At 59.0% G+C, this 25,081-nt stretch carries 27 protein-coding genes; 9 read left to right on the top strand and 18 right to left on the bottom strand.

Features of this window, described 5'->3' with window-relative positions:
- Positions 1-77: 77 nt before the first annotated feature.
- Positions 78-1,085, top strand: a complete 1,008-nt coding sequence (locus HF945_RS04860; protein WP_290524628.1) for a zinc-binding dehydrogenase — start codon at positions 78-80, stop codon at positions 1,083-1,085.
- Here the strand turns inward: HF945_RS04860 and HF945_RS04855 are convergent.
- Positions 1,082-1,402 (bottom strand): thioredoxin family protein, encoded by a 321-nt coding sequence (locus tag HF945_RS04855; RefSeq protein WP_290524627.1) that lies wholly within the window; start codon positions 1,400-1,402, stop codon positions 1,082-1,084. The genes HF945_RS04860 and HF945_RS04855 overlap by 4 nt on opposite strands.
- 65 nt (positions 1,403-1,467) lie before the next feature.
- Here HF945_RS04855 and HF945_RS04850 point away from each other — a divergent pair, with 65 nt between their 5' ends.
- Entirely contained in the window at positions 1,468-2,247 is a 780-nt protein-coding gene (locus HF945_RS04850; protein ID WP_290524626.1) for a crotonase/enoyl-CoA hydratase family protein, read from the top strand.
- An 8-nt stretch (positions 2,248-2,255) separates the two neighbouring features.
- Here the strand turns inward: HF945_RS04850 and HF945_RS04845 are convergent, their stop codons facing one another.
- The 3 genes from HF945_RS04845 to HF945_RS04835 form a co-directional block, all read right to left on the bottom strand.
- Positions 2,256-2,534, bottom strand: a complete 279-nt coding sequence (locus HF945_RS04845; protein WP_290524625.1) for a DUF5666 domain-containing protein — start codon at positions 2,532-2,534, stop codon at positions 2,256-2,258.
- 79 nt (positions 2,535-2,613) lie between these two features.
- Positions 2,614-3,942, bottom strand: a complete 1,329-nt coding sequence (locus HF945_RS04840; RefSeq protein WP_290524624.1) for a DegQ family serine endoprotease — start codon at positions 3,940-3,942, stop codon at positions 2,614-2,616.
- Between the two features lie 175 nt (positions 3,943-4,117).
- Positions 4,118-4,789, bottom strand: a complete 672-nt coding sequence (locus tag HF945_RS04835; protein WP_290524623.1) for a 50S ribosomal protein L11 methyltransferase — start codon at positions 4,787-4,789, stop codon at positions 4,118-4,120.
- A gap of 48 nt (positions 4,790-4,837) precedes the next feature.
- Here HF945_RS04835 and HF945_RS04830 point away from each other — a divergent pair, with 48 nt between their 5' ends.
- A complete protein-coding gene (locus tag HF945_RS04830) occupies positions 4,838-6,727 on the top strand; it encodes a hypothetical protein (RefSeq protein ID WP_290524622.1) in 1,890 nt (629 codons plus the stop codon).
- Here HF945_RS04830 and trmH read toward each other — a convergent pair.
- Positions 6,699-7,382 (bottom strand): tRNA (guanosine(18)-2'-O)-methyltransferase TrmH, encoded by a 684-nt coding sequence (trmH, locus tag HF945_RS04825; RefSeq protein WP_290524621.1) that lies wholly within the window; start codon positions 7,380-7,382, stop codon positions 6,699-6,701. The genes HF945_RS04830 and trmH overlap by 29 nt on opposite strands.
- A gap of 189 nt (positions 7,383-7,571) precedes the next feature.
- Between trmH and HF945_RS04820 the strand changes: the two genes are divergently transcribed.
- Together HF945_RS04820 and HF945_RS04815 are read left to right on the top strand one after the other, a co-directional pair.
- Positions 7,572-8,780, top strand: a complete 1,209-nt coding sequence (locus HF945_RS04820; RefSeq protein ID WP_290524620.1) for a CaiB/BaiF CoA-transferase family protein — start codon at positions 7,572-7,574, stop codon at positions 8,778-8,780.
- 330 nt (positions 8,781-9,110) lie between these two features.
- Entirely contained in the window at positions 9,111-9,284 is a 174-nt protein-coding gene (locus HF945_RS04815) for a hypothetical protein (protein ID WP_290524619.1), read from the top strand.
- Between the two features lie 46 nt (positions 9,285-9,330).
- Here HF945_RS04815 and HF945_RS04810 read toward each other — a convergent pair whose 3' ends face one another.
- Positions 9,331-9,774 carry a group III truncated hemoglobin gene (locus tag HF945_RS04810; RefSeq protein WP_290524618.1) on the bottom strand — a complete coding sequence of 148 codons (444 nt, stop codon included), beginning with the start codon at positions 9,772-9,774 and terminating at the stop codon, positions 9,331-9,333.
- Positions 9,775-9,789: 15 nt separating this feature from the next.
- A complete protein-coding gene (locus HF945_RS04805) occupies positions 9,790-10,107 on the bottom strand; it encodes a DUF962 domain-containing protein (protein ID WP_290524617.1) in 318 nt (105 codons plus the stop codon).
- A 261-nt stretch (positions 10,108-10,368) separates the two neighbouring features.
- On the opposite strand from HF945_RS04805, the gene HF945_RS04800 reads away from it, so the two are divergent.
- Entirely contained in the window at positions 10,369-11,601 is a 1,233-nt protein-coding gene (locus HF945_RS04800) for a serine hydrolase domain-containing protein (protein WP_290524616.1), read from the top strand.
- A gap of 457 nt (positions 11,602-12,058) precedes the next feature.
- Here HF945_RS04800 and HF945_RS04795 read toward each other — a convergent pair whose 3' ends face one another.
- The 6 genes from HF945_RS04795 to xerD form a co-directional block, all read right to left on the bottom strand.
- The gene (locus HF945_RS04795) at positions 12,059-12,268 is read right to left on the bottom strand and encodes a DUF3565 domain-containing protein (RefSeq protein ID WP_290524615.1); all 210 of its coding nucleotides are present in this window, start codon (positions 12,266-12,268) and stop codon (positions 12,059-12,061) included.
- A 138-nt stretch (positions 12,269-12,406) separates the two neighbouring features.
- On the bottom strand, positions 12,407-13,489 hold the full coding sequence (gene thrC, locus HF945_RS04790) for a threonine synthase (protein WP_290524614.1): 1,083 nt from the start codon (positions 13,487-13,489) through the stop codon (positions 12,407-12,409).
- A gap of 164 nt (positions 13,490-13,653) precedes the next feature.
- Positions 13,654-14,955: a homoserine dehydrogenase gene (locus HF945_RS04785; protein ID WP_290524613.1), complete on the bottom strand. Its 1,302-nt coding sequence runs from the start codon at positions 14,953-14,955 to the stop codon at positions 13,654-13,656.
- A 64-nt stretch (positions 14,956-15,019) separates the two neighbouring features.
- Positions 15,020-16,210 carry an alanine transaminase gene (gene alaC / locus HF945_RS04780; protein ID WP_290524612.1) on the bottom strand — a complete coding sequence of 397 codons (1,191 nt, stop codon included), beginning with the start codon at positions 16,208-16,210 and terminating at the stop codon, positions 15,020-15,022.
- A 134-nt stretch (positions 16,211-16,344) separates the two neighbouring features.
- Complete coding sequence (locus tag HF945_RS04775; protein WP_290524611.1) at positions 16,345-17,106, bottom strand: DsbC family protein; 762 nt, start codon at positions 17,104-17,106, stop codon at positions 16,345-16,347.
- Positions 17,107-17,152: 46 nt separating this feature from the next.
- On the bottom strand, positions 17,153-18,061 hold the full coding sequence (xerD, locus tag HF945_RS04770; protein ID WP_290524610.1) for a site-specific tyrosine recombinase XerD: 909 nt from the start codon (positions 18,059-18,061) through the stop codon (positions 17,153-17,155).
- A gap of 132 nt (positions 18,062-18,193) precedes the next feature.
- On the opposite strand from xerD, the gene HF945_RS04765 reads away from it, so the two are divergent.
- A complete protein-coding gene (locus HF945_RS04765; protein WP_290524609.1) occupies positions 18,194-18,448 on the top strand; it encodes a GlsB/YeaQ/YmgE family stress response membrane protein in 255 nt (84 codons plus the stop codon).
- Positions 18,449-18,956: 508 nt separating this feature from the next.
- Entirely contained in the window at positions 18,957-19,958 is a 1,002-nt protein-coding gene (locus HF945_RS04760; RefSeq protein WP_290523520.1) for an IS110 family transposase, read from the top strand.
- A gap of 219 nt (positions 19,959-20,177) precedes the next feature.
- Here the strand turns inward: HF945_RS04760 and rplS are convergent, their stop codons facing one another.
- The 5 genes from rplS to ffh all read right to left on the bottom strand — a co-directional run bounded on the left by rplS (position 20,178) and on the right by ffh (position 24,057).
- On the bottom strand, positions 20,178-20,534 hold the full coding sequence (gene rplS / locus HF945_RS04755; protein WP_290524608.1) for a 50S ribosomal protein L19: 357 nt from the start codon (positions 20,532-20,534) through the stop codon (positions 20,178-20,180).
- Positions 20,535-20,544: 10 nt separating this feature from the next.
- Entirely contained in the window at positions 20,545-21,342 is a 798-nt protein-coding gene (gene trmD, locus HF945_RS04750; RefSeq protein WP_290524607.1) for a tRNA (guanosine(37)-N1)-methyltransferase TrmD, read from the bottom strand.
- A gap of 1 nt (position 21,343) precedes the next feature.
- On the bottom strand, positions 21,344-21,883 hold the full coding sequence (gene rimM, locus HF945_RS04745; RefSeq protein WP_290524606.1) for a ribosome maturation factor RimM: 540 nt from the start codon (positions 21,881-21,883) through the stop codon (positions 21,344-21,346).
- Positions 21,883-22,131 (bottom strand): 30S ribosomal protein S16, encoded by a 249-nt coding sequence (gene rpsP / locus HF945_RS04740; RefSeq protein WP_290524605.1) that lies wholly within the window; start codon positions 22,129-22,131, stop codon positions 21,883-21,885. The genes rimM and rpsP overlap by 1 nt, the downstream gene beginning before the upstream one ends.
- Positions 22,132-22,629: 498 nt before the next feature.
- Positions 22,630-24,057, bottom strand: a complete 1,428-nt coding sequence (gene ffh, locus HF945_RS04735; protein ID WP_290524604.1) for a signal recognition particle protein — start codon at positions 24,055-24,057, stop codon at positions 22,630-22,632.
- A gap of 216 nt (positions 24,058-24,273) precedes the next feature.
- Here ffh and ccsA point away from each other — a divergent pair, with 216 nt between their 5' ends.
- Complete coding sequence (gene ccsA, locus HF945_RS04730; RefSeq protein ID WP_290524603.1) at positions 24,274-25,077, top strand: cytochrome c biogenesis protein CcsA; 804 nt, start codon at positions 24,274-24,276, stop codon at positions 25,075-25,077.
- The last annotated feature ends 4 nt before the right edge of the window (positions 25,078-25,081 follow it).

Here is a 25,081-nt window from a genome sequence, read left to right as displayed (position 1 = left end):
CCAATAGGGGCCCGCTGCAATTGCAGAAGCAAAGCCCACCACGCTAGGCTTGTGGCTCGTTTTTCGGGAACCCGACAATGATCCACTACTGGCAAACCCGCAAAGCCGGCAGTCTCACCCGACTCCGTCTTGAAGAAAGAGCTCCCTCTCCATTAAAAACCGGCATGGTCCGGATCCGCGTCGACGCAGTTGGTCTCAATTTTGCCGATATCTTTGCGCTCACCGGCCTGTACTCCGCCACACCGGAAGGAGCCTTCACGCCGGGGCTGGAGTTTGCAGGACAGGTCATTGAAACCACCTCGGACAACCCACGGTTCCAGGTGGGGGCAAAAGTGATGGGCGTCACCCGCTTCGGAGGGTATACCTCGCAGATCGACAGCGACCCGGATTACCTGATGCCACTGCCAGAAAACTGGACTACCGCCCAGGGTGCCGCCTTTCCGGTGCAGACACTGACCGCGTGGTACGCACTGACCCGACTGGGTGCGGTCAAACCCGGCCACCGGGTGCTGGTACACAGCGCCGCCGGAGGGGTGGGACTGCAGGCCATGAAACTGTGCAAGGCACTCGGCGCCGATCCCGTTGGCACGGTCAGCGATCGGCAAAAAGCTGACTGGTTGGAACGGCAAGGTTTTGACCAGGTACTGGTCCGGGAGAAGAATTTTCACCACCAGCTCAAGCGTGGTCAGCAATCGTTTGACCTGGTGCTGGACGCCATCGGCGGGGCGGTTCAGAAAGCCAGTTTCGACGCGCTCAACCCCATGGGTCGACTGGTGGTGTTCGGCGCCGCCGAGTTCACCCCCAGCGGCCAGCGGCCCGATTACCTGCGTGCCATATGGCGCTACCTGCGACGCCCCCGCTATGACGTGATGGACATGATCAGCAGCAACCGCTCGGTGCTGGCATTCAACCTGATCTGGTTATGGGAACAGAAACAGCAGATGCGCGCTCTGCTCGAAGAACTTGCCACAGTGGAAATCGCCCCACCCCACGTGGGCCACAAATTTGCCTTTACTCAGGCCCACGACGCACTGCACCTGCTACAGTCCGGCCAGACCATCGGCAAGGTTGTACTGACGCGTTAACCGGCAGCGGCGACCAGCGCCTGAAGGACTTCATCGTCCGGGCGCACTCCCCGGGCCAGCTCCTGACCATCTTTCATGATAATCAGGGTTGGCCAGAGCTTGACCCGAAAGCTGCGCCCCAGCCGCCGTCCCGGTCCGTCTTCCACCTTGATATGCTGCCCATCCGGCATGCCACTGAGCGCCTGCGCTATACCCGCCTGGGCGGCACGGCAATGGCCACACCAATTGGTTCCAAACTCTACAACCACCAACCCCTTTGACGCATCCAGCTCAGCCCGGCTGAGGGTCTCGGGTTCATAGATTTCCTGATACTGCATCGACCGCCCACCTTGGTACACTTTATCGACATTAGTTTCTCGCCACAGCCCTCAGGATACCAGCAATGAAACAGGCAACCGTACTGACCGAGCGTCGCGAAGACATTCTGATCGTCACCCTCAATCGACCCGAAGTACGCAATGCCGTGGACCGCCCCACTGCGGATACCCTGCGACAGGCCTTTGAAGCCTTTGCACAGGACGACAGTCTGACTGTGGCCATTCTGCACGGTGCCGGCGGTAACTTTTGCGCCGGCGCGGATCTGGGCGCCCTGTCAGATCCACAGCGACGTAACGAGATTGATGCCCTGGGCGCTGGCCCTGGCCCCATGGGACCAACCCGGTTGACGCTGAATAAACCGGTGATTGCCGCTGTTAACGGCTATGCGGTAGCGGGAGGCCTGGAACTGGCGCTGTGGTGTGACCTTCGGGTAGCAGAAGACTCCGCCGTCTTTGGGGTGTTCTGCCGTCGTTGGGGGGTGCCATTGATTGACGGCGGCACGGTCAGGTTGCCCCGTCTAATCGGCCATAGCCGGGCCATGGACATGATCCTGACCGGCCGCCCGGTGGCGGCAGAGGAAGCCTTGCAGTTTGGCCTGGCCAATCGCGTCGTGGAGGAAGGCACCGCGCTTGAAGAGGCGCTGGAAATGGCCCGCCAGATAGCGGCTTTTCCCCAGCACTGCCTGCGCGCGGACCGACAGTCTGCCCTGCAGCAATGGCAGCTTTCCGAAACGGAGGCGCTCAAGGCTGAGGGCGTCGGGGGTTATCCAGTAGTGTTCGAGGAAGCTTTGCAGGGAGCAGGCCGCTTCACCGCCGGCAAAGGCCGGCACGGACAATTTGACTGATCCGCGACTCAGTCATGATCTTCCAATTCAACCAGGGTGGCCACATGCTTGCCGTCCTGGTACTGGAAGTCCACTTCCACCCGCTGGCCTTCATGAAGATTGCTGAATTCCTTCAGTCCATCCTCATAGAACGTGGTGGCGCCGGTCACAAACGTGATGCCCTGCACCACGAAGGTGGCCTCTTCCGTATCCACCGACTCAATCACACCTTCGATATCATTGGCGAATGCCGGAGCGCTCACCGCGAGAACGGCGGCAACAGACAATGCTTTCCATGAGCCTTTCATGTGATTTCCTTTTGCTTCGTGCTTCCTGCTTCCATGTAACAGGCCACAGACCGGTTCAGGCCTGTGGCCGCCTTAGTCTTTAACGTACCACCACGAAGAAGACCCCGCCATTACGATTGACCCGTAACAACAAGGCCGCGTCCTTGTCCTGGATGGCGCCCTTCAACTCATCCATGGTCGCCACATCCTGGCGATTGGCATTGATGATCACATCACCCTCGCGCAACCCGGCGCGCCAGGCTGGAGAACGCTGCTCCACGCTTTCCACGAAGACGCCCTGATCCGCATGCTGCAATTCGCCCTTGCGCAGGTCACGCAGGCTGGCCCCTTCCAGATAACTGGATATCGCCTCACCACCGGCGGTTTCCTGTGAGGTCTCACTGATCACCGCCGTAACAGACTTTTCCTTGCCCTCCCGGACAATGCTCAACTGTACCTTTTCACCCACCGGCGACATGCCTACCTTGTTGCGCAGATCCGCAGCCCGGTTCACCGGACGACCGTCCACCGCCACGACCACATCACCGCTCTTGATGCCGGCCTTTTCTGCCGCGCTTTCCTCCATCACCTGGGTAATGACCACCCCCCGTTGACGTTCCACACCAAAGGCTTCCGCCAATTCCGGGGTGAGATCCTGAATGGTAACGCCAAGCATGCCTCTGCGAACTTCACCATGCTCGATCAACTGGTGCATCACGTTTTCAGCCATCTCTGTGGGAATGGCAAACCCAATCCCCACGTTGCCCCCTGCCGGGGCAAGGATGGCGGTATTGATCCCTACCAGTTCACCCCGCAGGTTGACCAGCGCCCCCCCTGAATTCCCGGGGTTGATGGAGGCGTCGGTCTGGATAAAGCTTTCATACCCTTCAATGCCAAGCCCGGTTCGACCCAGCGCAGACACAATCCCGCTGGTCACCGTCTGGCCAAGGCCGAAGGGGTTACCAATGGCCACCACAAAGTCCCCCACCCGCAGGGTCGTCGAGTCTGCAATGGCAATCTGTGTCAGGTCCCGGGCCTGCTCCAGTTTGAGCACAGCCAGGTCCACTTCTTCATCGGTGCCCACCAGTTCCGCAGAAAGTTCGCGGCCATCCGTCAACGTCACCTCGATGCTGTCGGCATTTTTCACCACGTGGGCATTGGTGAGCACATATCCACTCTTGGCGTCCACGATCACCCCCGAGCCGGCACTGGCGGCTCGGCGCTCGCGCCGTTGTTCAGGGATATTGAAGAAACGACGGAAAAACGGGTCTTCCATCAGCGGGTTTCTTGCTGCGCGGACACGGGTCTCCACGGCAATATTGACCACCGCTGGCGACGCATTCTCCAACATCGGCGCCAGCGAAGGCAGCGCCTGACCGTCCCCGGTGGCGGACGGCAAGGCCGCATTGGCCGGCGAGAAAAAGATCATCAAAATTGCCAGCAACCCTGCGGCAGAATGGACGGATTGTTTAGCCTTCAACAATGTTTGTTCCTCCTGTATTCAACAGAAATCGGGAATAGTCCCTGTTGCCCCCGTCGGCAGGAGTAGTGGCAGCTATCTGCTGATAACGCCTGCCGCGTATCCCTGTGACCGGCGTTTTTCGCTACGGTTCCGAAGCAAACAACCGTACCCCGTTGTATTCGCTGGATTCTCCCAGATCCGGCCAGGTGCAGGACTGCCATTCTCCCAGCAATTCGTACCCCGGCGGGTCCAGATCCGGCACACGGGAATCCGCCAGCAGCACACGCTCCGCCTTTTGGAAACGGGCCAGTAGCGGCAGATTGTCACGGTCATAGAGGATATCCGCTGCGGTCACCAAATCGGCGCCCTGCAGTGCCTCCTCCAGATCCTGGGACAGCTCGATCTGGACCTGGTTTTCGGCCGCATTGACGCGGGTTGCCATCAGAGCATCCTCGTCAAGGTCACAGGCAATCACCCGCCGGGCCCCTGCCCGGGCCGCGGCAATGGCGACCACCCCGGACCCCGGGCCCACATCTACCACACAGCGTCCCTTCACCCATTGCGGATTGTCCATCAGATAGGCTGCGAGAACCTGTCCTGACGCCCAGCAAAAAGACCAGTACGGCGGTTCTTCCATGATGGCATTGACCACACCGGGCTCCAGCGCCTGCTCAGGAAACAGTTCATCCAGCAACCACAGTTTCAGCGATGGCGTCTGCGGCAGCGGCTGGCAGGTCAGCCTGACGTTTGGCAATACGCGGTGGAGCCGCCGGTGCAAGGCGTTAAGGCCTACTCTTTTCGGGTCGCTTGTCATACTCTTGGCTCCGTCGCCTATCCAAAAAACGTCGCAGAGAATAACAAAATGACCGCCAGACAGGCATGGATTGCACTGATCACCCTGATGATCAGTCTTGGCAACCCGCTCCAGGCTCGCGAGATCTGGACGGAAGGGGTTCCAGACGCCTATTTCCAGCATTTCATCGATTTCTACAAGGCAGATCCCAGTGCCATGGGCCGTTGGGCACCGGGTTTGTCCAAGATCTCCACGGCCCAGCTGGATGCCACCATCAAAGCGCTGGACACCACCCAGTTCACTTACCTTTATCCCATGGAGATGAAAGGTTTTGAACTCCCTGAACAAATGGGCACCCCGGTGGAAGCGCTATCCCTGATGGCGGTGCGTGCCGGCAAGTTGATCCCTATTCCGTTTCAGATTGATGAATTCGACAAGACCGGCCTGATCTGGATCGAAGGTGAGAATGACCACCCACCAGAAGGCGAACCTGGCATCTTCGATGATTTCGATGAACTGGTCTTCATGTTCCGTGATGGGGGAAATGCCCGCTACTCTGCCACGGAACACGAGCTGAAAAGCGGAGAAATCCTCAAGGAAATACGCCTGGATTCGCCTCGAAACCAGCCACGCTATATCTATCTGGTCCGAAACAACCCGGAACGCTCCCGGGCGGATTATGTCAGTGCCGACCTGGAGGCCGGACAGATCCAGAGCACATTAATGGACCTGGATTACGAACCGGACGACTTTACCCAAATCCACTCCATGGCGCCAAGACTGGGACCGCACCAGGAAACCAGTGTGTTCGATAATATCTATGTGAATATCAGCACCGGCATTCTCAACCAGAAACTGCGTGTGGATCTGGATACCCGCAAAAATATCAAGGCGACCCCCATTGCCGTAAAAGATGGCCCGGTGCGGGTCTCCATGCTGGTGAAGGCTCGCATCTGGTATGCCTTCATGCCCACCTTCTTCAGCCAGAAGTTCCAGGTGGATTTCTACGAGCAGTCGGTCACGATCCCTTCCCGCTTTGCCATCGGCAGCGTCAAGGTGCTGAAATTTTTCCTCATGTTCCTGCGCGACCCGCGTATTCATTTCGCCATCGACTTTCATAACCTGGAAGGGGCCCGGGTCACTTTCCAGTCCGTCTATGGCCAACAACAATACGGTGTCGTGGATGGCACCATGAGCGACTTCGAAAAAACCATGAACGCCACTCGCCTGCCCGGCGACTGGCTGCATATGGATTCCAATCAGGGCTGGGAGATGTTCTTCAGCAATCACATGCCAGTGGTGCCCAACGGCCTGTTTGATGCGTTTCTGGAAGGCGTCAACATGAACATGTTCTATGAGGATGATGCCACCAGCACCACCGAGTATGAGCGATTCCCCGGCGCCACTCCGCGACTGGGTTTCCAGAGCAGTGGTCTGCCGCGCACGGTGATCGACCTGATGGGAGCCATTCCCAAGCTGGACTACGCCAACATGAACAGCCTGGGGGAAGCCATCCTGGCACTGGCGGATGCTGAAGATAAGGGGGCTTTCGAGAAGTACGACGAAGTGGTTCACGAGCGCCTGGTGGCACTCAACAACGCAGGCCGATTCACCACCGTTCCATCACTGGCCGATGCCTTCATCGCCGATCTGGACCGTATGAATTTCTCCGGGATTGACAGGAAGACCTTCAATCAACTGGTCCACCAGGCCATCATGGATACTACCCAGACCCCCACCCGGATCTCCCATGGCAAGGTGCTACAGCGCATGGTGGAGCTGGCAGAGGCACAGGGCATCGACATTACCCGGCTGCGCTACGCCACCATGGACAATACCCTTTGGTTCCCAGCGTGGGTGGGTGAAGGGGGAGCCAGCGACTTCCACTGGCAGGTCAGCAATGCCCCCAGGGCATCCCTGACGGGAGGCGTCAATCTGCCTTCTGCAGCAGCGCGGTAAGCGCCGCACTGTCCCTGACTTGCCCCTCCTCGTCCAGCTCAGGATAGGGCACACCGTGGGCATCGCACAGGCGGGCAATCTTTTCGTGCCCCCAGCGAAACAGCAACTCCCGATAACGGGCTGGATCAAGACGGGGCTGATCATAAAAGCCCTTGCTGCGTCGTTGCTCGCAGGCTTCAGACAGAATGATGGCGGCCGCCACGCTCACATTGAATGATTCCACCATGCCCATCATGGGGATAATCACATGCTGGTCTACCGCCGCGGCGGCCTCGTCACTGACCCCAAATTTTTCAGTGCCCAGCAGCAGTGCCGTGGGCTTGCTGTAATCCACGTCCCGGTAAGGAATGGCGGTATCAGAAAGGTGGGCCGCCAGAACCTGAACACCCAGCCCCTGCAGTTCACGAATTACCGGAGTGCTGTCTTCGTGCTTGTGGACCTTGACCCAGCGCTGGGAGCCCATGGCCGTACCGGCGGCCATGCGGGCACGATTGTTGGGAAGAATGGCATGCACATCCAGGATCCCCACCGCATCGCAGGTGCGCACGATGGCAGCAATATTGTGGGGCTTGTGGACCCCGTCCATGATCACGGTCAGATCAGGCTGACGGCGATCCAGGGTTTCACAGATACGGCGGTAACGTTCCGGGGTCATGGCGATTCCTCATTACAGGCCGCGGATTGTATAGGGGCCATGAAAATAGTGCCAACCGGCCTCTATACCGCCAGCGAATGGCAGAACTCACTGGTTTTTAGACCGAAATCGTCACTGCCACCCCGCATCACAATCCGCTAGGCTCTGTGCACAGCATTATCACGGCAATCAAATCACTACGGAGACAGCATGACCGACACCCCATCCCGGCCGCTCCCGCTGGAAGGCATTCGCGTGGTTGAACTCGGACAACTGTTGGCAGGCCCCTTTACCGGTACCCTGCTGGCCTATTTCGGTGCGGATGTGGTGAAGGTGGAGCCACCTGGTGGTGATCCAATTCGCGGCTGGCGAAAGCTGGATGAGGACGGCACCTCATTCTGGTGGCGCAGTCTGGGCCGCAACAAGAAATCCGTCACCCTGGACCTGAAAACCGGTGAGGGTAAGGCACTGGTGCGCAAGCTGATGGGCAAGGCCGATGTAGTGATCGAAAACTTCCGCCCCGGCACCATGGAAAACTGGGGCCTCGGTCCGGACAGCTTTGCCGATGACAACCCAGGGCTGGTCTATACCCGCATCTCTGGCTACGGTCAGACAGGCCCCTACGCCAGCAAGCCTGGCTACGCCTCGGTGTGCGAGGGCATTGGCGGCCTGCGCTATGTGAACGGTTTCCCCGGTGAGCGACCAGTACGCCCCAATCTCTCCCTGGGTGACACCATTGCCGGCCTGCATGCCGCCCTGGGTATTCTGCTCGCCCTGTTCGAACGTCAGTCCAGTGAAAAAGGCCAGGTGGTAGATGTGGCCCTGTTCGAGTCGGTATTCAATCTGCTGGAAGGGGTGATCCCGGAATTCGACGGGGCCGGCGTGATCCGTGAGCCCTCCGGCTCCACCGTCACCGGCATCGTGCCTACCAATACGTACCGCTGCGCCGATCGCAAGTTTGTGGTCATTGGTGGCAACGGCGATTCCATCTTCAAGCGGCTGATGACGGCCGCTGGCCGTGCCGATATGGCTGAAGATCCGGCCATGGCCAGCAACGCCGGCCGGGTGGAAAACGAAGCCGCCATTGATGAGGCCCTGGACAGCTGGTGCCGCAGCCTGCCCAGTGAGGAGGTACTCGCTATCCTGGAAGAGGCACGAGTCCCGTCCGGCCCCATCTACTCGGTGGCCGACATGATGCAGGACCCCCACTTCCAGGCCCGCGGACTGTTCCAGCAAGTGGAAATCAACGGCAAACCCCTCAAGGTGCCTGCCATCACTCCGCGCCTGGCAGACACCCCCGGAGAAACCCGCTGGCCCGGTGGCGAGGTGGGCAGCCACAACGCCGCCATCCTGCGCGATGAACTGGGTCTGAGCGAAGACGAGTTCAATAGCCTGCAGGCGCAGGGGATCATTGGGTAAGACGCTGGATACCTGACGCCGGATGCCCGACGCGAAGAACACCACAGCGATCACAGAGCAAACCCGTTATTTTAACTCAGTGATCGCTGTGACCGCTGAGCCCCCCTTTTGGTTTTACTGTGGGAGATTCAGCTTGCTGAGCGAATGCAGCCTTTGAACAGAGCACCCTGCCTGCTCCTTCGTTCAGCAAGCTGAATCTCCCACCAGGCATCGATGTCACCGGGGTCGTGTAGAACGCGGACGCCGTTTGTCAGCACAGGCGGCAGGTCATTGACCGTTCGGTCGGGCAGCGTTAAAAAAGACATAAAGAGAAACAAAAAGGACAATTACATGCAGCTCTTCATGTGGATGACCGTGATTGCCGTAGCAGCCGGCTTGCTTGGCGCTGGCCTGTACTTTCAACTGCGCCGTCAGGCGCTGCAATCAGACCCGGTACTGATTCGCAGCTGTTATCTGGGCGGCGGCGCCCTGTTGCTGGGCAACTGGCTGGTGCCGATGATCTAGAGCCTCTGAATAACGTCTTGCATGCCCAGCCTTCTGGAACCGTCTTCTAGAAAGACGCTGAACGACGTTGCTGCAACTGATGATAGAGGTTATCCATAATGGTCGCCGCCAGGCGACGTGCCCGATCCGTAAGAGGGCCGGAGAACCGGCCATCCAGGTTGGCCATGAAGTGGCCAAGCCAACGCTCATGATGTACGCCACTTAGTGGCATCTTGTCATCCAGCGCCCGATGCTTTTCCATCATGTGCCGCTGGTAGGTCCGGTCTCCCAGCAGCATCTTGTGCCAGTACTGACAGATGATCGGCAGGTGCGCGTCCAGATCAATGTTCGCCACTTCGAAGAACAGCGGGGCCATCTCCGGATCATCCAGCAAGCGCCGGTAAAACCCGTACACCATGGCATCTATCTGCTCACGGCAGTCCAGATCCGGTAACGCGTTTTCCTGTTGTGCCGTTGTCTGGCCAGGGACAAAGATATCGACTGCACTCATGAAGGTTCCCGCTGACTACCAGGCGATACGGCCGGTCAGAATGTCCTTGAACATCACAAAGTCGCCAGCAAGGCTGTACCAGGGGTGCTTGAAGGTGGCCGGGCGGTTTTTCTCGAAAAAGAAATGCCCTACCCAGGCAAATCCATAGCCCACCAGCGGCAGCAGGATCAGGCCCCACAGGTTACCGGTGAACAGAACACCCGCCAGAATGGCAAGTACGCCCAGGGTGCCGAAAAAGTGCAGACGACGGCAGGTCGCATCGCTGTGCTCCTGCAGATAGTAAGGATAAAACTCGGCAAAACTCTGGAAATCGGATTGTTTTATAGTTGTCACAGTTACCTCCTGCATAAGCGGCATGGCGCCACGATTGTTGTTGTAGCGGGATTATCCCGCGCCGGTAACGCCAGAACTTGTAACCACAGGCTGATTGTACCCCATGACCCGAAGCAGAATGTGCCATCATGATTGTGATTTTACGCCACCGGGATGGCTCGTCCGACTATTGCAGGTCAACCCGGGCCATGCAAAATAGCTGACCGCATTCTGCACACGGCGTATACCCGGTGCGATTTACCTGACTTTTCAGAGGTTTTAATGGCTTTACGTCCCCGTGTCAGTCGCCTGATCAGCAAACAGGCCAACCGCATTCCCCGCAGCCTGGACAGCCTGATCCGGCAAGGCGAAGAAGCCCCCCTGGCCAGCACCGGCATGGCCTCAGGACAGGTAGAAGCTATCTGGCGAGCCACCCGTAAACTTTACCGTGGCGGCATGACACCGGCATTGAGCCTGTGTCTGCGCCGTCACGGCGAGATCATGATCAACCGCAGCATCGGTTTTGCTGACCCGGACAGCCAGCGCATCATGACGCCGGACACACCGGTGTGCCTGTTCTCCGCCTCCAAGGTGGTGGCGGCCATGATGATCCACCATCTGGTGGAAACCGGTGATCTGGACCTGGATGACCCGGTGACCCGCTATCTGCCCAAATACGGCCAGAATGGCAAAGGCCGCACCACCATCCGCCACCTGCTGACCCACCAGGCCGGCATTCCACGGCCTCAGGAAACCGTGTCAGCTGACATCCTGTTCCGCCCTGAGGAAATCTTCGACATTCTCTGCGCGGCCAAACCCACCACCCTCAACACCCAGGCTTATCATGCCGTCACTGCCGGCTTTATCGTCGGCAGAGTGGTGGAAGCCGTGACCGGGGAAGACCTCAACACCACCCTGGACCGGGTGGTACGCCAACCCATGGGCATGAAATATTTCACCTTTGGCAGCACCGGCCCGGAACGAGCCATGGATGTGTCCACCGGGGTGCCTTTCAAGGTCGTGGACCTGTTCCTCAACCATGCGGTGGGCGGCACCATCGACGAGGTCGTGGAGGTCTCCAACGACAACCGCTTCCAGGATGTGACCGTGCCCGCCGGTAACCTGTACGCCACCGCTGAGGAAGCCAGCCGGTTCTTTCAAATGCTGCTCAATAACGGCCGCTACAACGGCAAACAGATCTTCAAACCGGAAACCGTGGCACGGGCCCTGGAACCCGCCTGGCATCGCCCCCGCTTCGACCGCAGCCTGATGCTGCCGCTCAACTTCTCCAACGGTTTCATGCTCGGTAACCGCGGCATGGGCATGTTCGGCCCCGGCGCCCCCAGGGCCTTCGGCCATCTGGGCTTTATCAGCATCTACTGCTGGGCCGACCCGCAGCGGGACCTCAGCGGCGCCCTGCTGACCACCGGCAAAGGCGTCATCGGCCCCCACCTGCCGTCCCTGTTCAGCCTGCAGCACACGATCAACAAGCATACGCGGTTGCGGAATGCCTGAGGTTGGATGCCTGACGCCTGACGCCTGACGAAAAAAGGCCCGCCCGGTAAACCGGGCGGGCCTTTTTGCATCGGAAAAGACTCACTAGAGCCTGCTGTGGGAACGTAGCGCAGCGGAGTAACGCACGAAGTGCGGCCCCGAAGGGGTGAGCGAAGCGAATAACTTGCCTGCAAGCGATCCGAGCCTAAGCGAGGCAAGGATTCCAGAACCCCTTCCAGAAACCCAAAACCCAAACTGCTCTCCATGCATCCGGTTTTGCCTTTAGAAACTCGCTTCTCGTAACTCGAAACTCATTACCTCGCCAGGGCTCGGATCGCTTGCAGGCAAGCTCCTACAGCGGCTTCGCTCACGCTTTTGAGGGGGAAAGCATCGCGGTGGAACCACCGCCCCCACAGGGTGCTCCCCTTGAAGCTGCGAGGGGTTTTACGTCGAGCGTCAGGCATCCAGCGTCCGGCATTCATTCAGGCAACGGCATCCCCCGCTGGCACTGGGTACAGGTCACTACCATGTCCAGATGTTGGAGCCGACCTTCATCGGTGGTGACCCAGGGACGATTGATAAACGGCGGTTGATGGCGCACATGCTGGCGATGGCCACAGGATAACTCCATCACCCAATCGCCTACCTCATCCTGCCGAAAGCCGTTGACGGTAACCTGGTTGGTCATGACCTCTCTCCTGACGTCTCGCTGGCTTCATCATGGTGCCAATGAATACTCAGGAAAAGAGGCGCTGAAAAAGAAAACGGGCCGGCAGATGCCGACCCGTTTTGCAGGTATTGACGCTAACCCCGGATGGGGTGCGTTTTATTCCATATTGGACAGGATCGCGCCTTTCACCGCGTCCAGCTCCGCATCAATGGTCACCATGCGGCTGTCCTGGCACTGGGCGATGGCCGTGTCCGGGTCCTTCAGGCCGTTTCCTGTAAGAGTACAGACGATGGTGGAACCTTCCGGAATCTTGCCATTCTTGATGTCTCGCATGGCGCCGCCCAGAGAGGCTGCAGAAGCCGGCTCGCAAAACACACCTTCCTTCTCGGCAAGCAGTTTCTGCGCCGCCAGGATTTCATTGTCAGTCAGCTCATCGAACCAGCCGCCGGATTCTTTCTGCAGCGCCCAGGCCTTGTCCCAGGATTGGGGATTCCCGATGCGGATGGCGGTAGCTACGGTTTCCGGATCCTTCACCGCTTCGCCACGCATGAAGGGCGCCGCACCTTCAGCCTGGTAACCCACCATCTTCGGCGCGCTGTTCACCACACCCGCTTTCTTGTATTCACTGTAACCCATCCAGTGTGCGGAAATGTTGCCCGCATTACCCACCGGCAGACAGTGGAAGTCCGGGGCACGCCCCAGCTCCTCGACAATTTCGAACGCTGCGGATTTCTGGCCCTGCAGACGGTAAGGGTTCACCGAGTTCACGATGGTCACCGGCGCCTTCTCGGCCACCTGCTTCACCAGCTCCATACCTTGGTCGAAGTTGCCACGGATCTGCATGATCACTGCACCGTACATCATCGCCTGGGCCAGCTTGCCCATGGCGATCTTGCCTTCCGGAATTAGAACGAAAGCGGTGATGCCGGCGCGGGCTGCATAGGCCGCAGCGGCAGCGGACGTGTTACCGGTGGACGCACAGATGATGGCATTGCTGCCCTCTTCCACGGCCTTGGTTACCGCCATGGTCATGCCGCGGTCCTTGAAGGAACCGGTAGGGTTCAGGCCTTCGTATTTGACGTAGATGTCCACGTCCTTGCCGAGCATCCTGGGAATGTTCTTCAGACGGATCAGCGGGGTGTTACCTTCGCCCAGGCTGATAATCGGCGTGTCATCATTCACCGGCAGGTGGTCGCGGTAACGGTTGATCAGGCCGGTGTAACGGTCACGAAAAGGCATGGGTCTGGTCTCTGCTTCTGATGCAAAGCCTCTAAGCCAGGCTCTGCTGTTCTCGAAAGTGTGTGTTCTTTTGGCGCGCCTGACGCAGGATGCCCGAGGCCTGACGCTGAAGAACGCGAGATTCTACCGCGTTAGGCGTCTGGCGTCAGGCCTCTGGCGTTTAATCAGGCGTCCAGCATCTCTACCCGGATGCGCATTATATCGCTATCCACGGTGTCCAGGGCAGCGATCTTCTCCAGGGCGGCATTCATGTCACCCTCGCGAACCTGGTGGGTCATCATCACGATAGGCACCAGGCCCTGCTCCACTTCCCGCTGAACCAGTGCATCAATGCTCACATTGTTGTCACTAAGAATGCGGGTAATGTCCGCCAGCACCCCGGCCTTGTCCTGAACGTGCAGGCGCAGGTAGAAGCTGCAGGCCACGTCATCAATGGTCAGGATCGGGTCGTCTGAGATGTGGTCAGTATGGAAGCCCAGATAAGGCACCCGCTCTTCGTGATCCACGGTCAGGGCGCGGCCCAGCTCGATGATATCCGCCACCACCGCAGAGGCAGTGGGCTCGGCACCTGCGCCAGCGCCGTAGAACATGGTCGGGCCCACGGCGTCGCCGTGAATCATCACAGCATTCATCACACCGTTGACGGCAGACAGCATGGTCTCCTTGGGAATCAGGGTTGGGTGCACCCGCAACTCGATGCCGTTACCGGTGTCCTTGGCAATCCCCAGGTGCTTGATGCGATAGCCAAAGTGCGCGGCGCTGGCCACGTCCTCGATAGTGATACGGCAGATCCCTTCGGTATAAACCTTGGAAAACTGCAGCGGGATACCAAAGGCAATGGAGGCCAGGATAGTCAGCTTGTGAGCCGCATCGATACCTTCAACATCAAAGGTGGGGTCGGCCTCGGCATAACCCAGCTTCTGGGCTTCATCCAGCACATCGGAAAACGCGCGGCCACCTTCTTCCATCTCGGTGAGAATAAAGTTACCGGTGCCGTTGATGATGCCGGCCAGCCAGTTCACGTGGTTAGCGGCCAGGCCCTCGCCCAGGGATTTCAGGATCGGAATCCCCCCTGCCACAGAAGCCTCAAACGCCACATCCACGCCGTTGGCTTCCGCCGCCTGGAAGATCTCGTTACCGTGCTCGGCGATCAGGGCCTTGTTGGCGGTGACAATGTGCTTGCCATTCTTGATGGCGGTAAGCACCAACTCACGGGCCGTCTCAATGCCACCGATCAGCTCCACCAGGATATCGATCTCCGGGTCAGAGGCCACGGCAAAGATGTCTCGGGATACGCGAATACCGCTAATGTCGCAGTCAGGGTGGTCACGACGGGCACCAATGTGGGTAATTTCGATCGGCCGCCCCACGCGACGGGCAATATCCCGGGCGTTACGCTTCAGCACGTTGACGGTACCCGAGCCCACAGTGCCCAGACCTGCAATACCCACCTTCACTGGATCCACAGCGTTTCCTCGTTTCAATGCGTTAAATCAGTTATTTGGTTGCCCGCCATGGCCGGCAACATCCTCAGTCCAACAGCCCATCCTGGCGGAACATCTTCTTGATGCCGCGGATGGCCTGCCGGGTACGTTGTTCATTCTCGATCAGGCCAAAGCGCACATGGTCGTCGCCATATTCGCCAAACCCCACCCCTGGAGAGACCGCCACACCGGCATCGGCCAGCAGCTTCTTGGAGAACTCCAGCGAACCCATGGCCTTGTACTGCTCGGGAATTTCGGCCCAAACGAACATGGTGGCACGGGGGCGCTCCACCTGCCAGCCGATTTCAGCCAAACCATCCACCAGCACGTCGCGACGCTTGCGGTACATCTCGCAGATGTCCGCCACACAGCTCTGATCGCCTTCAAGGGCCGCGATGGCAGCCACCTGAATCGGCGTAAAGGTGCCGTAATCCAGATAGGACTTGATCCGCGCCAGGGCATTGATCAGATCCGGGTTGCCACAGCAGAACCCCACCCGCCAGCCGGGCATATTGTAACTCTTTGACAGGGAAAAGAATTCCACCGCCACATCCTTGGCACCTTCCACTTCCAGAATGGAAGGCGCCTTGTAGCCGTCAAACACGATGTCCGCATAGGCAAGATCATGGACCACCCAGATCTGATGCTCACGGGCAATGGCCACTACCTTCTCGAAAAACGACAGATCCACACACTGACCGGTGGGATTGCCCGGAAAGTTAAGCACCAGCATCTTGGGCTTGGGCCAGGATTCCTTGATGGCACGCTCCAGCTCCACAAAGAAATCCACCCCTTTCACCATAGGCACATGACGGATATCCGCGTTGGAGATCACAAAGCCATAGGGATGAATGGGGTAACTGGGATTGGGCACCAGCACGGTATCCCCCGGGCCCATGGTGGCCAGCGCCAGATGCGCCAGCCCTTCCTTGGAGCCGATGGTGACAATGGCCTCGGACTCCGGGTCTAGGTCCACGCTGTAGCGACGCTGGTACCAATCAGTGATGGCCTTGCGTAGCCGTGGAATCCCGCGGGACTGGGAATAGCGGTGAGTATCGCCACGCTGCACGGTCTCTGTCAGCTTGTCGACGATATGCTTCGGGGTGGGCTGATCCGGGTTGCCCATGCCGAAATCGATGATGTCCTCACCCCGCGCTCGCGCAGCCTTCTTCAGCTCCCCAACAATGTTGAAGACATAGGGCGGCAAACGACGAATTCGCTGGAAATCGGTTTCCACGACAGCACCTTGGGCGGGACGAAAAATGAGGCGGACACATTAACGGTGCGGCCGGGCGCAGTCAATGTAGAAGGCCCGCCAGCTGGCGCTTTCGCGCCGAATGGCGGGCCTGTGGAGACGTGCTGAAGGGGGGATCAGTCCAGACGGTCCATCAGCTGCTCAGGGCTGACGTATCCACCCAGCTGCTTGCCGTCGGTGGTATAGATGGCCGGCGTGCCGCGGACACCGAATGTCAGCCCCAGCGCGTATTGCTCGTCCACCGGCTTGGCGCATTCGCCCAGCTCGGTCTGTACGATCTCGTCATTCAGCTTGGCATCAGTGAGGGCCTGCTGAGGATCCTCGGCACACCAGATATGCCGCATGGCGGCCGCTGACTTGGCGGTGGCACCGCCGCGCGGGAAGGCCAGGTAGTGAACAGTGACACCCTCGTCATTATATTCCTCGATATGCCGGTGCAATTTACGGCAATAACCACAGGTAATATCAGTGAACACGTAGATTTCGTGCTTCTCATCTTCCGCCGCATAGGTGATCAGCTGTGATTCATCCAGCTGGGAGATGCCCTCCTTGCGCACCGCCTCAAGACGCTGCTCTGCGGGGTCGATCACCTCACCGTCCTTGATCTGCAGCAGGTTGCCGATCAGGACATAACCTGCATCATGGCTCACATAGACCGTATCCCGGCCTGCCACTTCCACCTCTGCCACACCATCAATGGGTGAGGGACGCACTGCCGTCACATTGATGCCATCGAAGGCCTCTTCCATCACGTCACGAATACGGTCTTCGTCAACTGCCTGTTGCGAGCCCTGCGCCCCAGCTGCATTGTTGGCACCGGTTTCTGCCCCACAGGCCGTCACCAGGCCCATCAGGGCGAATACAAACCATTTTTTCATTCTGTCGTTACTCCTTCTGTTCCCTGCTTAGAGCCCCGGATTACCCTCAGGTTCCCGAGCGCGGGTGGTGTTTCTGGTAAAGGTCCTGCAGACGCTGCTGCGCCACATGGGTGTAAATCTGCGTGGTAGAAAGATCGCTGTGCCCCAACAACAGCTGCACCACCCGCAAGTCAGCACCGTGATTGAGCAGGTGAGTGGCAAATGCATGTCGCAGTGTATGGGGTGAGAGATTCTTTTGCACCCCCGCCACCGTGGCCAACTGCTTGATACGATGCCAGAACGTTTGCCGCGTCATACAGGTGCCCCGCTGGCTGGGAAACAGTAATTCCTGATCATTGCCCAACAACAGGTGCCGGCCTTCACGCAGGTAGCGCACCAGCCAGTGCAACGCCTCCTCACCCAGCGGCACCAGCCGCTCCTTGTCGCCCTTGCCGATCACCCGCACCAGCCCCTGGCGGGGATTGATCTGGCTCTGGGTCAGGGTCACCAGCTCAGTGACGCGCAGGCCGGTGGCATACAACACTTCCAGCATGGCGCGATCACGCAGCCCCAGCGGCGTCTCCAGATCCGGTGCGTCCAGTAGCGCCTCCACATCCGCCTCGGTCAGTGTTTTGGGCAATGGCCGGCCGGTTTTGGGGCGCTCGATCAGCAACGCAGGATCGGCGCTGATCCGCCCTTCCCGCTTGAGCCACCGATAGAAGCCCTTTAGCGCGGAAAGCTGGCGGGCCACGGAGCGGGCACTGATGCCCAGCTGATGGCGATCGGCCAGAAATTCAAGCAGCTGGTAACGCTCACACTGCAACAGGGTGCCGGCATGCTTCTCCAGCCACACGGCCAACTGAGTCACGTCCCGGCGATAATTGCTCAGACTGTGCTCACTCAGTCCCTTTTCGAGCCACTGCTGATCCAGCCAGGCATCAATCAGGCGGGCGTGTTCATCACTAATTGCTGTCATTCACTACCTTGCGTATCCAGTACACCCTTTTACCAAATATTACCCCGATACCAACACAAGCGAACGACAAACGCTGCCAAATCTGGCATCTATAACCGGGAGACACTGTTTTCAACAACCAAGGAGAGGCAAATGGGCATTCTGTCCTGGATTGTATTCGGCCTGATCGCCGGTATCGTCGCCAAATGGATCATGCCGGGCAAGGACCCGGGCGGCTTCATTATCACCATCCTGCTGGGGATCGCTGGCGCCTTCGTGGGCGGCTGGCTGGGCTCTATCACCGGCCTCGGCGGCTCGGTGGGCAGCTTCAGCCTGGGCAGCTTTGCCACCGCCATCGTCGGGGCCCTGGTATTGCTGTGGGTCTATCGGATGTTGAAGAAGGCCTGAAGTGCCTGACGCCTGACGCAAGTAAGGCCCGCCCGGTAAACCGGGCGGGCCTTATTGCGTCGGTAAACCCTCGCTATACCCCGCTGTAGGAGCGAGCCTGCTCGCGATCCGAGCCTTGGCGAGGTAAGGATTCCAGAAACCCATCCCGAAGATCAAAACCCAAACTGCTTTCCAGCTTCTGGTTTTGCCTTTCGATACTCGCTTCTCGTAACTCGAAACTGTCTTTTACCTCGCCCAGGCTCGGATCGCTTGCAGGCAAGCTCCTTGTATGTTGCCACTTCACCATATGAATTATGGTTTACCGGTTACCGGGGAGGCCGTTCGCTCCTGGAAGCAGCTTGCTCTGACTTCGTCTGTAGAGCGGCTCCCCGCCTCATTACCTACTCCGAAGGGTATCCCGAAGCCGCTTGCGCGAGACTTCGTATCACAAGGTCGGTAGCAGGTAAGTCAGTGCGAGGTCGGGGAACCGGTGACTATTGTCGTTAATTCAGCGTTGCGAGTGAAGGGTATGTCTGTATTTGCCGGTGTGGATATTGGTGCTAGTTCTGTGGATGTTGTGAGCTTTGGCGATGGTAGGTTCAGCAAGCCCAAGCAGTACAAGCAGTCCCCTGATGGCCACAATTCCATGATTGCCGCGATGAAAAAGCTTCGACCGAAGTGCATCGTCATGGAAGCAACAGGAGTGTATTACTTTGATCTGGCGGTGGCTCTGGTTGAGGCCGGCCTGCCCGTGGCAGTGATTAACCCCAAAAGCACCAAGAACTTCGCCAATATCAAGCTGCAGAACAGCAAGACCGACAGCATAGATGCGGCACTTCTGGCCGAGTACGGCATGCGGATGGAGCCCCGGTTGTGGACACCACCAGATCAGCACCGTCAGGCCCTTCGAAGCCTCGGAAGGCAGATCAACCGCCTGACCGGTAGCCGGACACAGGCAAAGAACCGCCTCCATGCCATGAAGGCCACCCAGTCTACGCCCACGCTGCTCGTTGAAGATGAGCAGGAAGCGATTGAGATGCTGGATCGACGCATTGATCGGCTGAAGCGGGCTGCGGTGGAGCTTCTGGGAGAATCACCTGAGCTCAAGCGCTTGTATAAGCACTTCTGCGCAGCCAAGGGCATTGCGGAGGCAACGGCCCTCGCGTTGCTGGCTGAGCTGTGCGTCTTGCCGGATCATCTGAAATCCGCTCAGGTAAGCCGTCATGCGGGCCTGGATATACGTCTGTACCAGTCTGGAAGCAGCGTTCATCAGGCCTCAAGGATCAGTAAAGCGGGCAACGTGTACATACGCTCAGCGCTGTATATGCCTGCCATGTCCGCCGTGCGCTTTGACCCGAATGCCAAGGCATTTTATGAGGCCCTGGTCGCCCGCGGGAAAACCAAGCTGCAGGCCCAGGTGGCGGTAATGCGTAAGTATCTGACTGGCCTGTGGGCCTGCGTTAAGACGGACACCCCGTTCGATTCATCACTGCTTTTTAGTGATTGCCATGCGAAAAATGCTTGCGCTTGAACAGGGTATCTACAGCGGCTTCGTAGAAATGCAGAAGCACGGGGGCATTCCAGGGGTTGCGTGTTGCAGCCGCAGAGCGGCCAACAAAAAAGCCGCTTCCCGAAAGGAAGCGGCTTTTTTGTTGGAGCTTGTGGTCTACCCGTCCAGAGGTTGGTTCCGCATGCCCTACAGCAAAGGCTGAACCAACATTCGCCCTCGGCAGACCCGGTGTTGCCGGTCTTACCGAATCTTTTCCTTGATCCGGGCAGACTTACCAGAGCGATCGCGCAGGTAGTAGAGCTTGGCGCGGCTCACATCACCACGACGATTCACTTCGATGGAATCGATCAGCGGGCTGTGCAGCTGGAATACACGCTCAACGCCCACACCGTGGGAGATCTTGCGCACGGTGAACGCAGAGTTCAGGCCGCGGTTACGACGGGCGATAACAACACCCTGGAACGCCTGCAGACGCTCACGGTTACCTTCTTTCACCTTTACCTGAACGGTAACGGTGTCGCCGGCGCCGAATTCCGGCAGGTCGGCTTTCAGCTGGGCTTCTTCGATGCCCTGGATGATCAGGTTCTTGCCGCTCATGGCAATGCTCCTATTCGTTCGATTTTGCTGTATGCGACGACTGCTCGGCGATGAATTCGTCCAGCAGCTGTTGCTCTTCTTTGCTCAAACCCCGCGCCCGGCGGCGTTCCAGCAGGTCAGGACGCTGTTGCCAGGTCCGTCCCAACGCCTGTTTAAGGCGCCAGCGGCGAATCAACGCGTGATTGCCACTCAGCAGTACCGGCGGCACTGCCTGTCCGTTGTACACCTCCGGGCGGGTGTAGTGCGGACAATCCAGCAGGTCTTCGAATTCGCCTGAAAACGAGTCCTGCTCGGCGGAATCCTGGTGACCCAGCACTCCGGGAATCAATCGGCTGACCGCATCGATCAGCACCAGTGCCGGCAGTTCACCGCCACTGAGCACGTAGTCACCGATGGAGATCTGCTCATCCACTTCGGCCTCGAGCAACCGCTCGTCTACGCCTTCATAGCGCCCTGCCAGTAATACCAGGCCGGGCTGCTGTGCCAACGCCTCGACTTTCGCCTGGGTCAGCGGCTGTCCCTGGGGGGACAGATAAATCACAGAGGCTGCCGGGTTGGCAGCACGGGCGGATTGCAGGGCTTTCGCCAGCGGATCCACCTTCATCACCATGCCTGGGCCGCCACCAAAGGGGCGATCGTCCACGGTGCGGTGACGATCTTCGGTGAAATCCCGCGGATTCACGGTATCCACCTGCAACTGGCCATGTTCCACGGCCCGTCGCGTCACGCCGAAATCGGTGATCGCCTTCGCCATCTCCGGAAACAGGGTCACCAGAGTCACGGTGTACGGCGTCGAGTCCTTCGACATGTTAAAAATCCGGGTCCCAGTCAACGGTCAAATGGCCTTCGGCCAGATTCACCTCGGTGACCACATCATCCGGAAGCCAGGGAATCAGCCGCTCGCGGCGATCCAGGCTGTTGCTGTCACCACGCACCACGAGCACGTCGTTGGCACCGGTTTCCAGCATTTTCGCCACCTTGCCCAGATCTGCGCCTCCACTTTCGAAGACCCGCAGACCGATCAGGTCGCGCCAGTAAAACTCACCGCCGCCAGACTGCGGCAGCAGGTCACGGGGTACCCCGATATCCTGCCCTACCAGGGCTGCTGCCATGTTCCGGTCGGTAATACCTTCCAGACGTGCGATCAGCCCCTTGCCCTGGGGACGGAAGCCGGTGACTTTGACCGGCTTCCACTGGCGACCTTGTTTCAGGTGCCAGGGCTGGTAGTGCTGGAGGTTTTCGCGGGGGTCGGTATGGGAAAAGACCTTTACCCACCCCTGTACGCCGTGCACCCCCAGGATGCGACCGACCACCTCCAGCTCAGAGGACTGTTGCCCTCCGCTGGTCATCAGGCTTCCTTACGTGCCTGCTTGGCCAGGGTCTTGACGCGGTCAGACAGCTGAGCACCCTTGGCAACCCAGGCGTCCAGGCTTTCCAGGTTCAGCTTGAGAGGGATTTCACCGCCACGGGCGATGGGGTTGTAGTAACCCAGCTGCTCGATGAAACGGCCATCACGGGCGTTACGGCTATCGGCAACAACGATGCTGTAGAACGGGCGCTTCTTGGAACCGCCGCGGGCGAGACGAATAATTACCATGGTCTATCTACCTTTTATCAATCCGGTTTCCCGGCCGCCTGCCGAGGAGGGCATGGCGAGCCATCGTATCCGCTTGAAAGCCAGCCCCCGAATCCATAGAAAACAGGGAAAGGCCGCGAAGGGCGCGGATTATACAGGCAGACAACTCAGGCAACAAGCATTTAGCCAGCAAAAGCTTCGGGGTAGCTGTAGGAGCGGTCGTTCGACCGCGATCCGTGCCTGGGCGAGAAAATGAGTTTCGAAAGGCAAAGATCCAGGCCTCGCGCCCGGCTACCGGTTTTGGATTTTCGAAACTCGCTTCTGGAATCCTTACCTCGCCAAGGCTCGGATCGCTTGCAGGCAAGCTCCTACAGAACCGCTGCTCTTTCTCTGTGAGCTCTGTGGTGAAAGTGCTTTTGAATAAGGTCTTATCACCCCCCCAAAAACGCAGCGCGGGCAGAGAGGTTTTAACCTGCCCTGCCCGCGTGTTGCATGTTGCGTGGCGCGTGAAGCGCCAAATCACATCGGCGGCATACCACCGCCCATGCCACCGGGGGGCATGCCGCCGCCCGGCCCGCCGCTGCCACCGGGACCACCGTTGCCCCCCATCATGCCTTCCAGGCCGCGCATCATGTTCTTCATGCCGCCCTTGCTGCGCATCTTCTTCATCATCTTGGCCATCATCTTCTGCTGCTTCATCAGGCGGTTCAGATCCTGAATCTCCAGCCCGGCGCCCATGGCAATCCGCTTCTTGCGGGAGCCCTTGATGATGTCCGGGTTGCGACGCTCCTTGACGGTCATGGAGTCAATCAGCGCCTCCATGTGCTTCATCTGTTTCATGGCCGCCGGATCCTGCGCCGCCTGCATCATGCCGCCCATACCGGGCAACTTGTCGAGCAAGCCAGTCATGCCGCCCATGTTGCGCATTTGCTGGAACTGGTCCTTGAGATCCTCGAAGTCCATCGCCTTGCCTTTCTTGAACTTCTTGGCGATTTTTTCGGCTTTCTTCTTGTCCAGCTTGCGCTCGGCTTCTTCCACCAGGGACAACACGTCGCCCATGCCGAGAATCCGGCTGGCAATACGATCCGGGTGGAACGGTTCCAGGGCGTCCGTCTTCTCGCCCATACCGATGAACTTGATGGGCTTGCCGGTAAGCTGGCGAACAGACAGGGCCGCCCCCCCGCGGGAGTCACCGTCAGCCTTGGTCAGGATCACACCGGTCAGCGGCAGCGCCTCATTAAAGGCCTGCGCAGTATTGGCCGCATCCTGACCGGTCATGGCATCCACCACGAAAAGGGTTTCCACCGGGCTGATGGCCCCGTGCAGGCGCTTGATTTCGGTCATCATGTCTTCATCGACATGGAGACGGCCTGCGGTATCGACGATCAGCACGTCCATGTAACGACGGCGCGCCTCATCCAGAGCCCCATTGGCAATGTCTACCGGATCCTGATCGCCGGTGGACGGGAAGAAGTTGGTCTCCACCTCCCCTGCCAGGGTCTTGAGCTGCTCGATCGCGGCGGGACGATACACGTCTGCCGACACCACCATGACCTTCTTTTTCTCACGCTCCTGAAGGAAACGGGCCAGCTTGGCCACGGAGGTGGTCTTACCCGCACCCTGCAGGCCTGCCATCAGGATAATCGCCGGCGGCTTGGCTGCCAGATCCAGGGCGTCGTTGGCGTCGCCCATGGTGTGGACCAACTCATCGTTGACGATCTTCACGAACGCCTGGCCCGGGTTCAGGCTCTGCAGCACTTCCTGCCCCAGCGCTTTTTCCTTGACCTGCTCGACAAACTCTTTCACCACCGGCAAGGCCACGTCGGCCTCCAGCAGCGCCTTGCGTACTTCACGCAGGGTGTCGCGAATATTGTCTTCGGTCAGTGACCCCTGACCTGCCAGGTTTTTAAGCGACGATCCCAACCGGTCGGTGAGATTCTCGAACATGGTGTTACCTCCAAATCCTCTTGTCTGCCCACAGCTCACGCTGTGGCAGTGACAGGGGCGCGATTATAGCCCTCATTGACGCCCAACGTCATGGGGCCAGGCCAAACCCGCCCGCAAAATGAGAATGATTGTTGATAGTCAACTTGACCCTATGCCAGACTTCTTCGGATTGCCCGGCAATTTCGTCTTCGGGCTACTGGATGGATATCAACACCCATGACGCTTACCGTGATCAGCGGTATTGCAGCCTTTGTGCTCTATACCGTTGCCAGCCTGATTGTATTTTCCCAGTTCAGAGGGCAAACCCAGCCATCCCGGCAATCCATCCTGCTGCCCGGCTCGCTGGCACTGGTTGCCCATGGCATCAGCCTGTGGAGCGTCATGGTCACCCCCAATGGCCTGCACCTGGGCCTGTTTGCCGTGGCCTCCATGGTCGGCGCCACCTGCGTGCTGGCCGTGCTGGTGTCCTGCCTGCACCGGCCGTTTGAATGGATCAACGCCATCGCCTACCCCTTTGCCGCCCTGACCCTTCCCTGCATGGTGCTGGCCACCCAGGAAGGCAACATCCAGCCCATGGCCCACGGGTTGGGGGCTCATGTGCTGTTCTCCATTCTCGCTTATTCGGTACTGGCCATTGCTGCCGCCCAGTCAGTGATGGTGCGCATCCAGGACCACCAGCTGAGGGAAGGCCATATTCGTGGCATCATGCGGCTGTTTCCACCGGTTCAAGTGATGGAAACCATGTTGTTCGAGGCCATCTGGGTGGGCGAAATCCTGTTGACCATCGCCATTGCCTCCGGCTTCTTTTACGTGGACAACCTGTTCGCCCAGCACCTGGTCCACAAGACCGTACTCACAATCATCGCCTGGGTGGTCTTCGCCACTCTGCTGGCCGGCCGCTACCTGCGCGGCTGGCGCGGCCGCACCGCCATCCGCTTCACCCTGAGCGGCTTTGGGGTGTTGCTGGTGGGCTTCTTTGGGAGTCAGCTGGTGCTGGAGTTCATCCTGCACCGCAATTAATAAT

Source organism: Alcanivorax sp. (genome assembly GCF_017794965.1).
Classification (GTDB): Bacteria; Pseudomonadota; Gammaproteobacteria; order Pseudomonadales; family Alcanivoracaceae; genus Alcanivorax.
This window is presented reverse-complemented; position numbering and strand designations above follow the sequence as displayed.

Coding starts and splice junctions, on each gene's coding strand:
- HF945_RS04860 (WP_290524628.1), top strand. CDS start 78: ATGATCCACTACTGGCAAACCCGCAAAGCCGGCAGTCTCACCCGACTC.
- HF945_RS04855 (WP_290524627.1), bottom strand. CDS start 1,402: ATGCAGTATCAGGAAATCTATGAACCCGAGACCCTCAGCCGGGCTGAG.
- HF945_RS04850 (WP_290524626.1), top strand. CDS start 1,468: ATGAAACAGGCAACCGTACTGACCGAGCGTCGCGAAGACATTCTGATC.
- HF945_RS04845 (WP_290524625.1), bottom strand. CDS start 2,534: ATGAAAGGCTCATGGAAAGCATTGTCTGTTGCCGCCGTTCTCGCGGTG.
- HF945_RS04840 (WP_290524624.1), bottom strand. CDS start 3,942: ATGATCTTTTTCTCGCCGGCCAATGCGGCCTTGCCGTCCGCCACCGGG.
- HF945_RS04835 (WP_290524623.1), bottom strand. CDS start 4,789: ATGACAAGCGACCCGAAAAGAGTAGGCCTTAACGCCTTGCACCGGCGG.
- HF945_RS04830 (WP_290524622.1), top strand. CDS start 4,838: ATGACCGCCAGACAGGCATGGATTGCACTGATCACCCTGATGATCAGT.
- trmH (WP_290524621.1), bottom strand. CDS start 7,382: ATGACCCCGGAACGTTACCGCCGTATCTGTGAAACCCTGGATCGCCGT.
- HF945_RS04820 (WP_290524620.1), top strand. CDS start 7,572: ATGACCGACACCCCATCCCGGCCGCTCCCGCTGGAAGGCATTCGCGTG.
- HF945_RS04815 (WP_290524619.1), top strand. CDS start 9,111: ATGCAGCTCTTCATGTGGATGACCGTGATTGCCGTAGCAGCCGGCTTG.
- HF945_RS04810 (WP_290524618.1), bottom strand. CDS start 9,774: ATGAGTGCAGTCGATATCTTTGTCCCTGGCCAGACAACGGCACAACAG.
- HF945_RS04800 (WP_290524616.1), top strand. CDS start 10,369: ATGGCTTTACGTCCCCGTGTCAGTCGCCTGATCAGCAAACAGGCCAAC.
- HF945_RS04795 (WP_290524615.1), bottom strand. CDS start 12,268: ATGACCAACCAGGTTACCGTCAACGGCTTTCGGCAGGATGAGGTAGGC.
- thrC (WP_290524614.1), bottom strand. CDS start 13,489: ATGCCTTTTCGTGACCGTTACACCGGCCTGATCAACCGTTACCGCGAC.
- HF945_RS04775 (WP_290524611.1), bottom strand. CDS start 17,106: ATGAAAAAATGGTTTGTATTCGCCCTGATGGGCCTGGTGACGGCCTGT.
- xerD (WP_290524610.1), bottom strand. CDS start 18,061: ATGACAGCAATTAGTGATGAACACGCCCGCCTGATTGATGCCTGGCTG.
- HF945_RS04765 (WP_290524609.1), top strand. CDS start 18,194: ATGGGCATTCTGTCCTGGATTGTATTCGGCCTGATCGCCGGTATCGTC.
- HF945_RS04760 (WP_290523520.1), top strand. CDS start 18,957: ATGTCTGTATTTGCCGGTGTGGATATTGGTGCTAGTTCTGTGGATGTT.
- rplS (WP_290524608.1), bottom strand. CDS start 20,534: ATGAGCGGCAAGAACCTGATCATCCAGGGCATCGAAGAAGCCCAGCTG.
- trmD (WP_290524607.1), bottom strand. CDS start 21,342: ATGTCGAAGGACTCGACGCCGTACACCGTGACTCTGGTGACCCTGTTT.
- rimM (WP_290524606.1), bottom strand. CDS start 21,883: ATGACCAGCGGAGGGCAACAGTCCTCTGAGCTGGAGGTGGTCGGTCGC.
- rpsP (WP_290524605.1), bottom strand. CDS start 22,131: ATGGTAATTATTCGTCTCGCCCGCGGCGGTTCCAAGAAGCGCCCGTTC.
- ffh (WP_290524604.1), bottom strand. CDS start 24,057: ATGTTCGAGAATCTCACCGACCGGTTGGGATCGTCGCTTAAAAACCTG.
- ccsA (WP_290524603.1), top strand. CDS start 24,274: ATGACGCTTACCGTGATCAGCGGTATTGCAGCCTTTGTGCTCTATACC.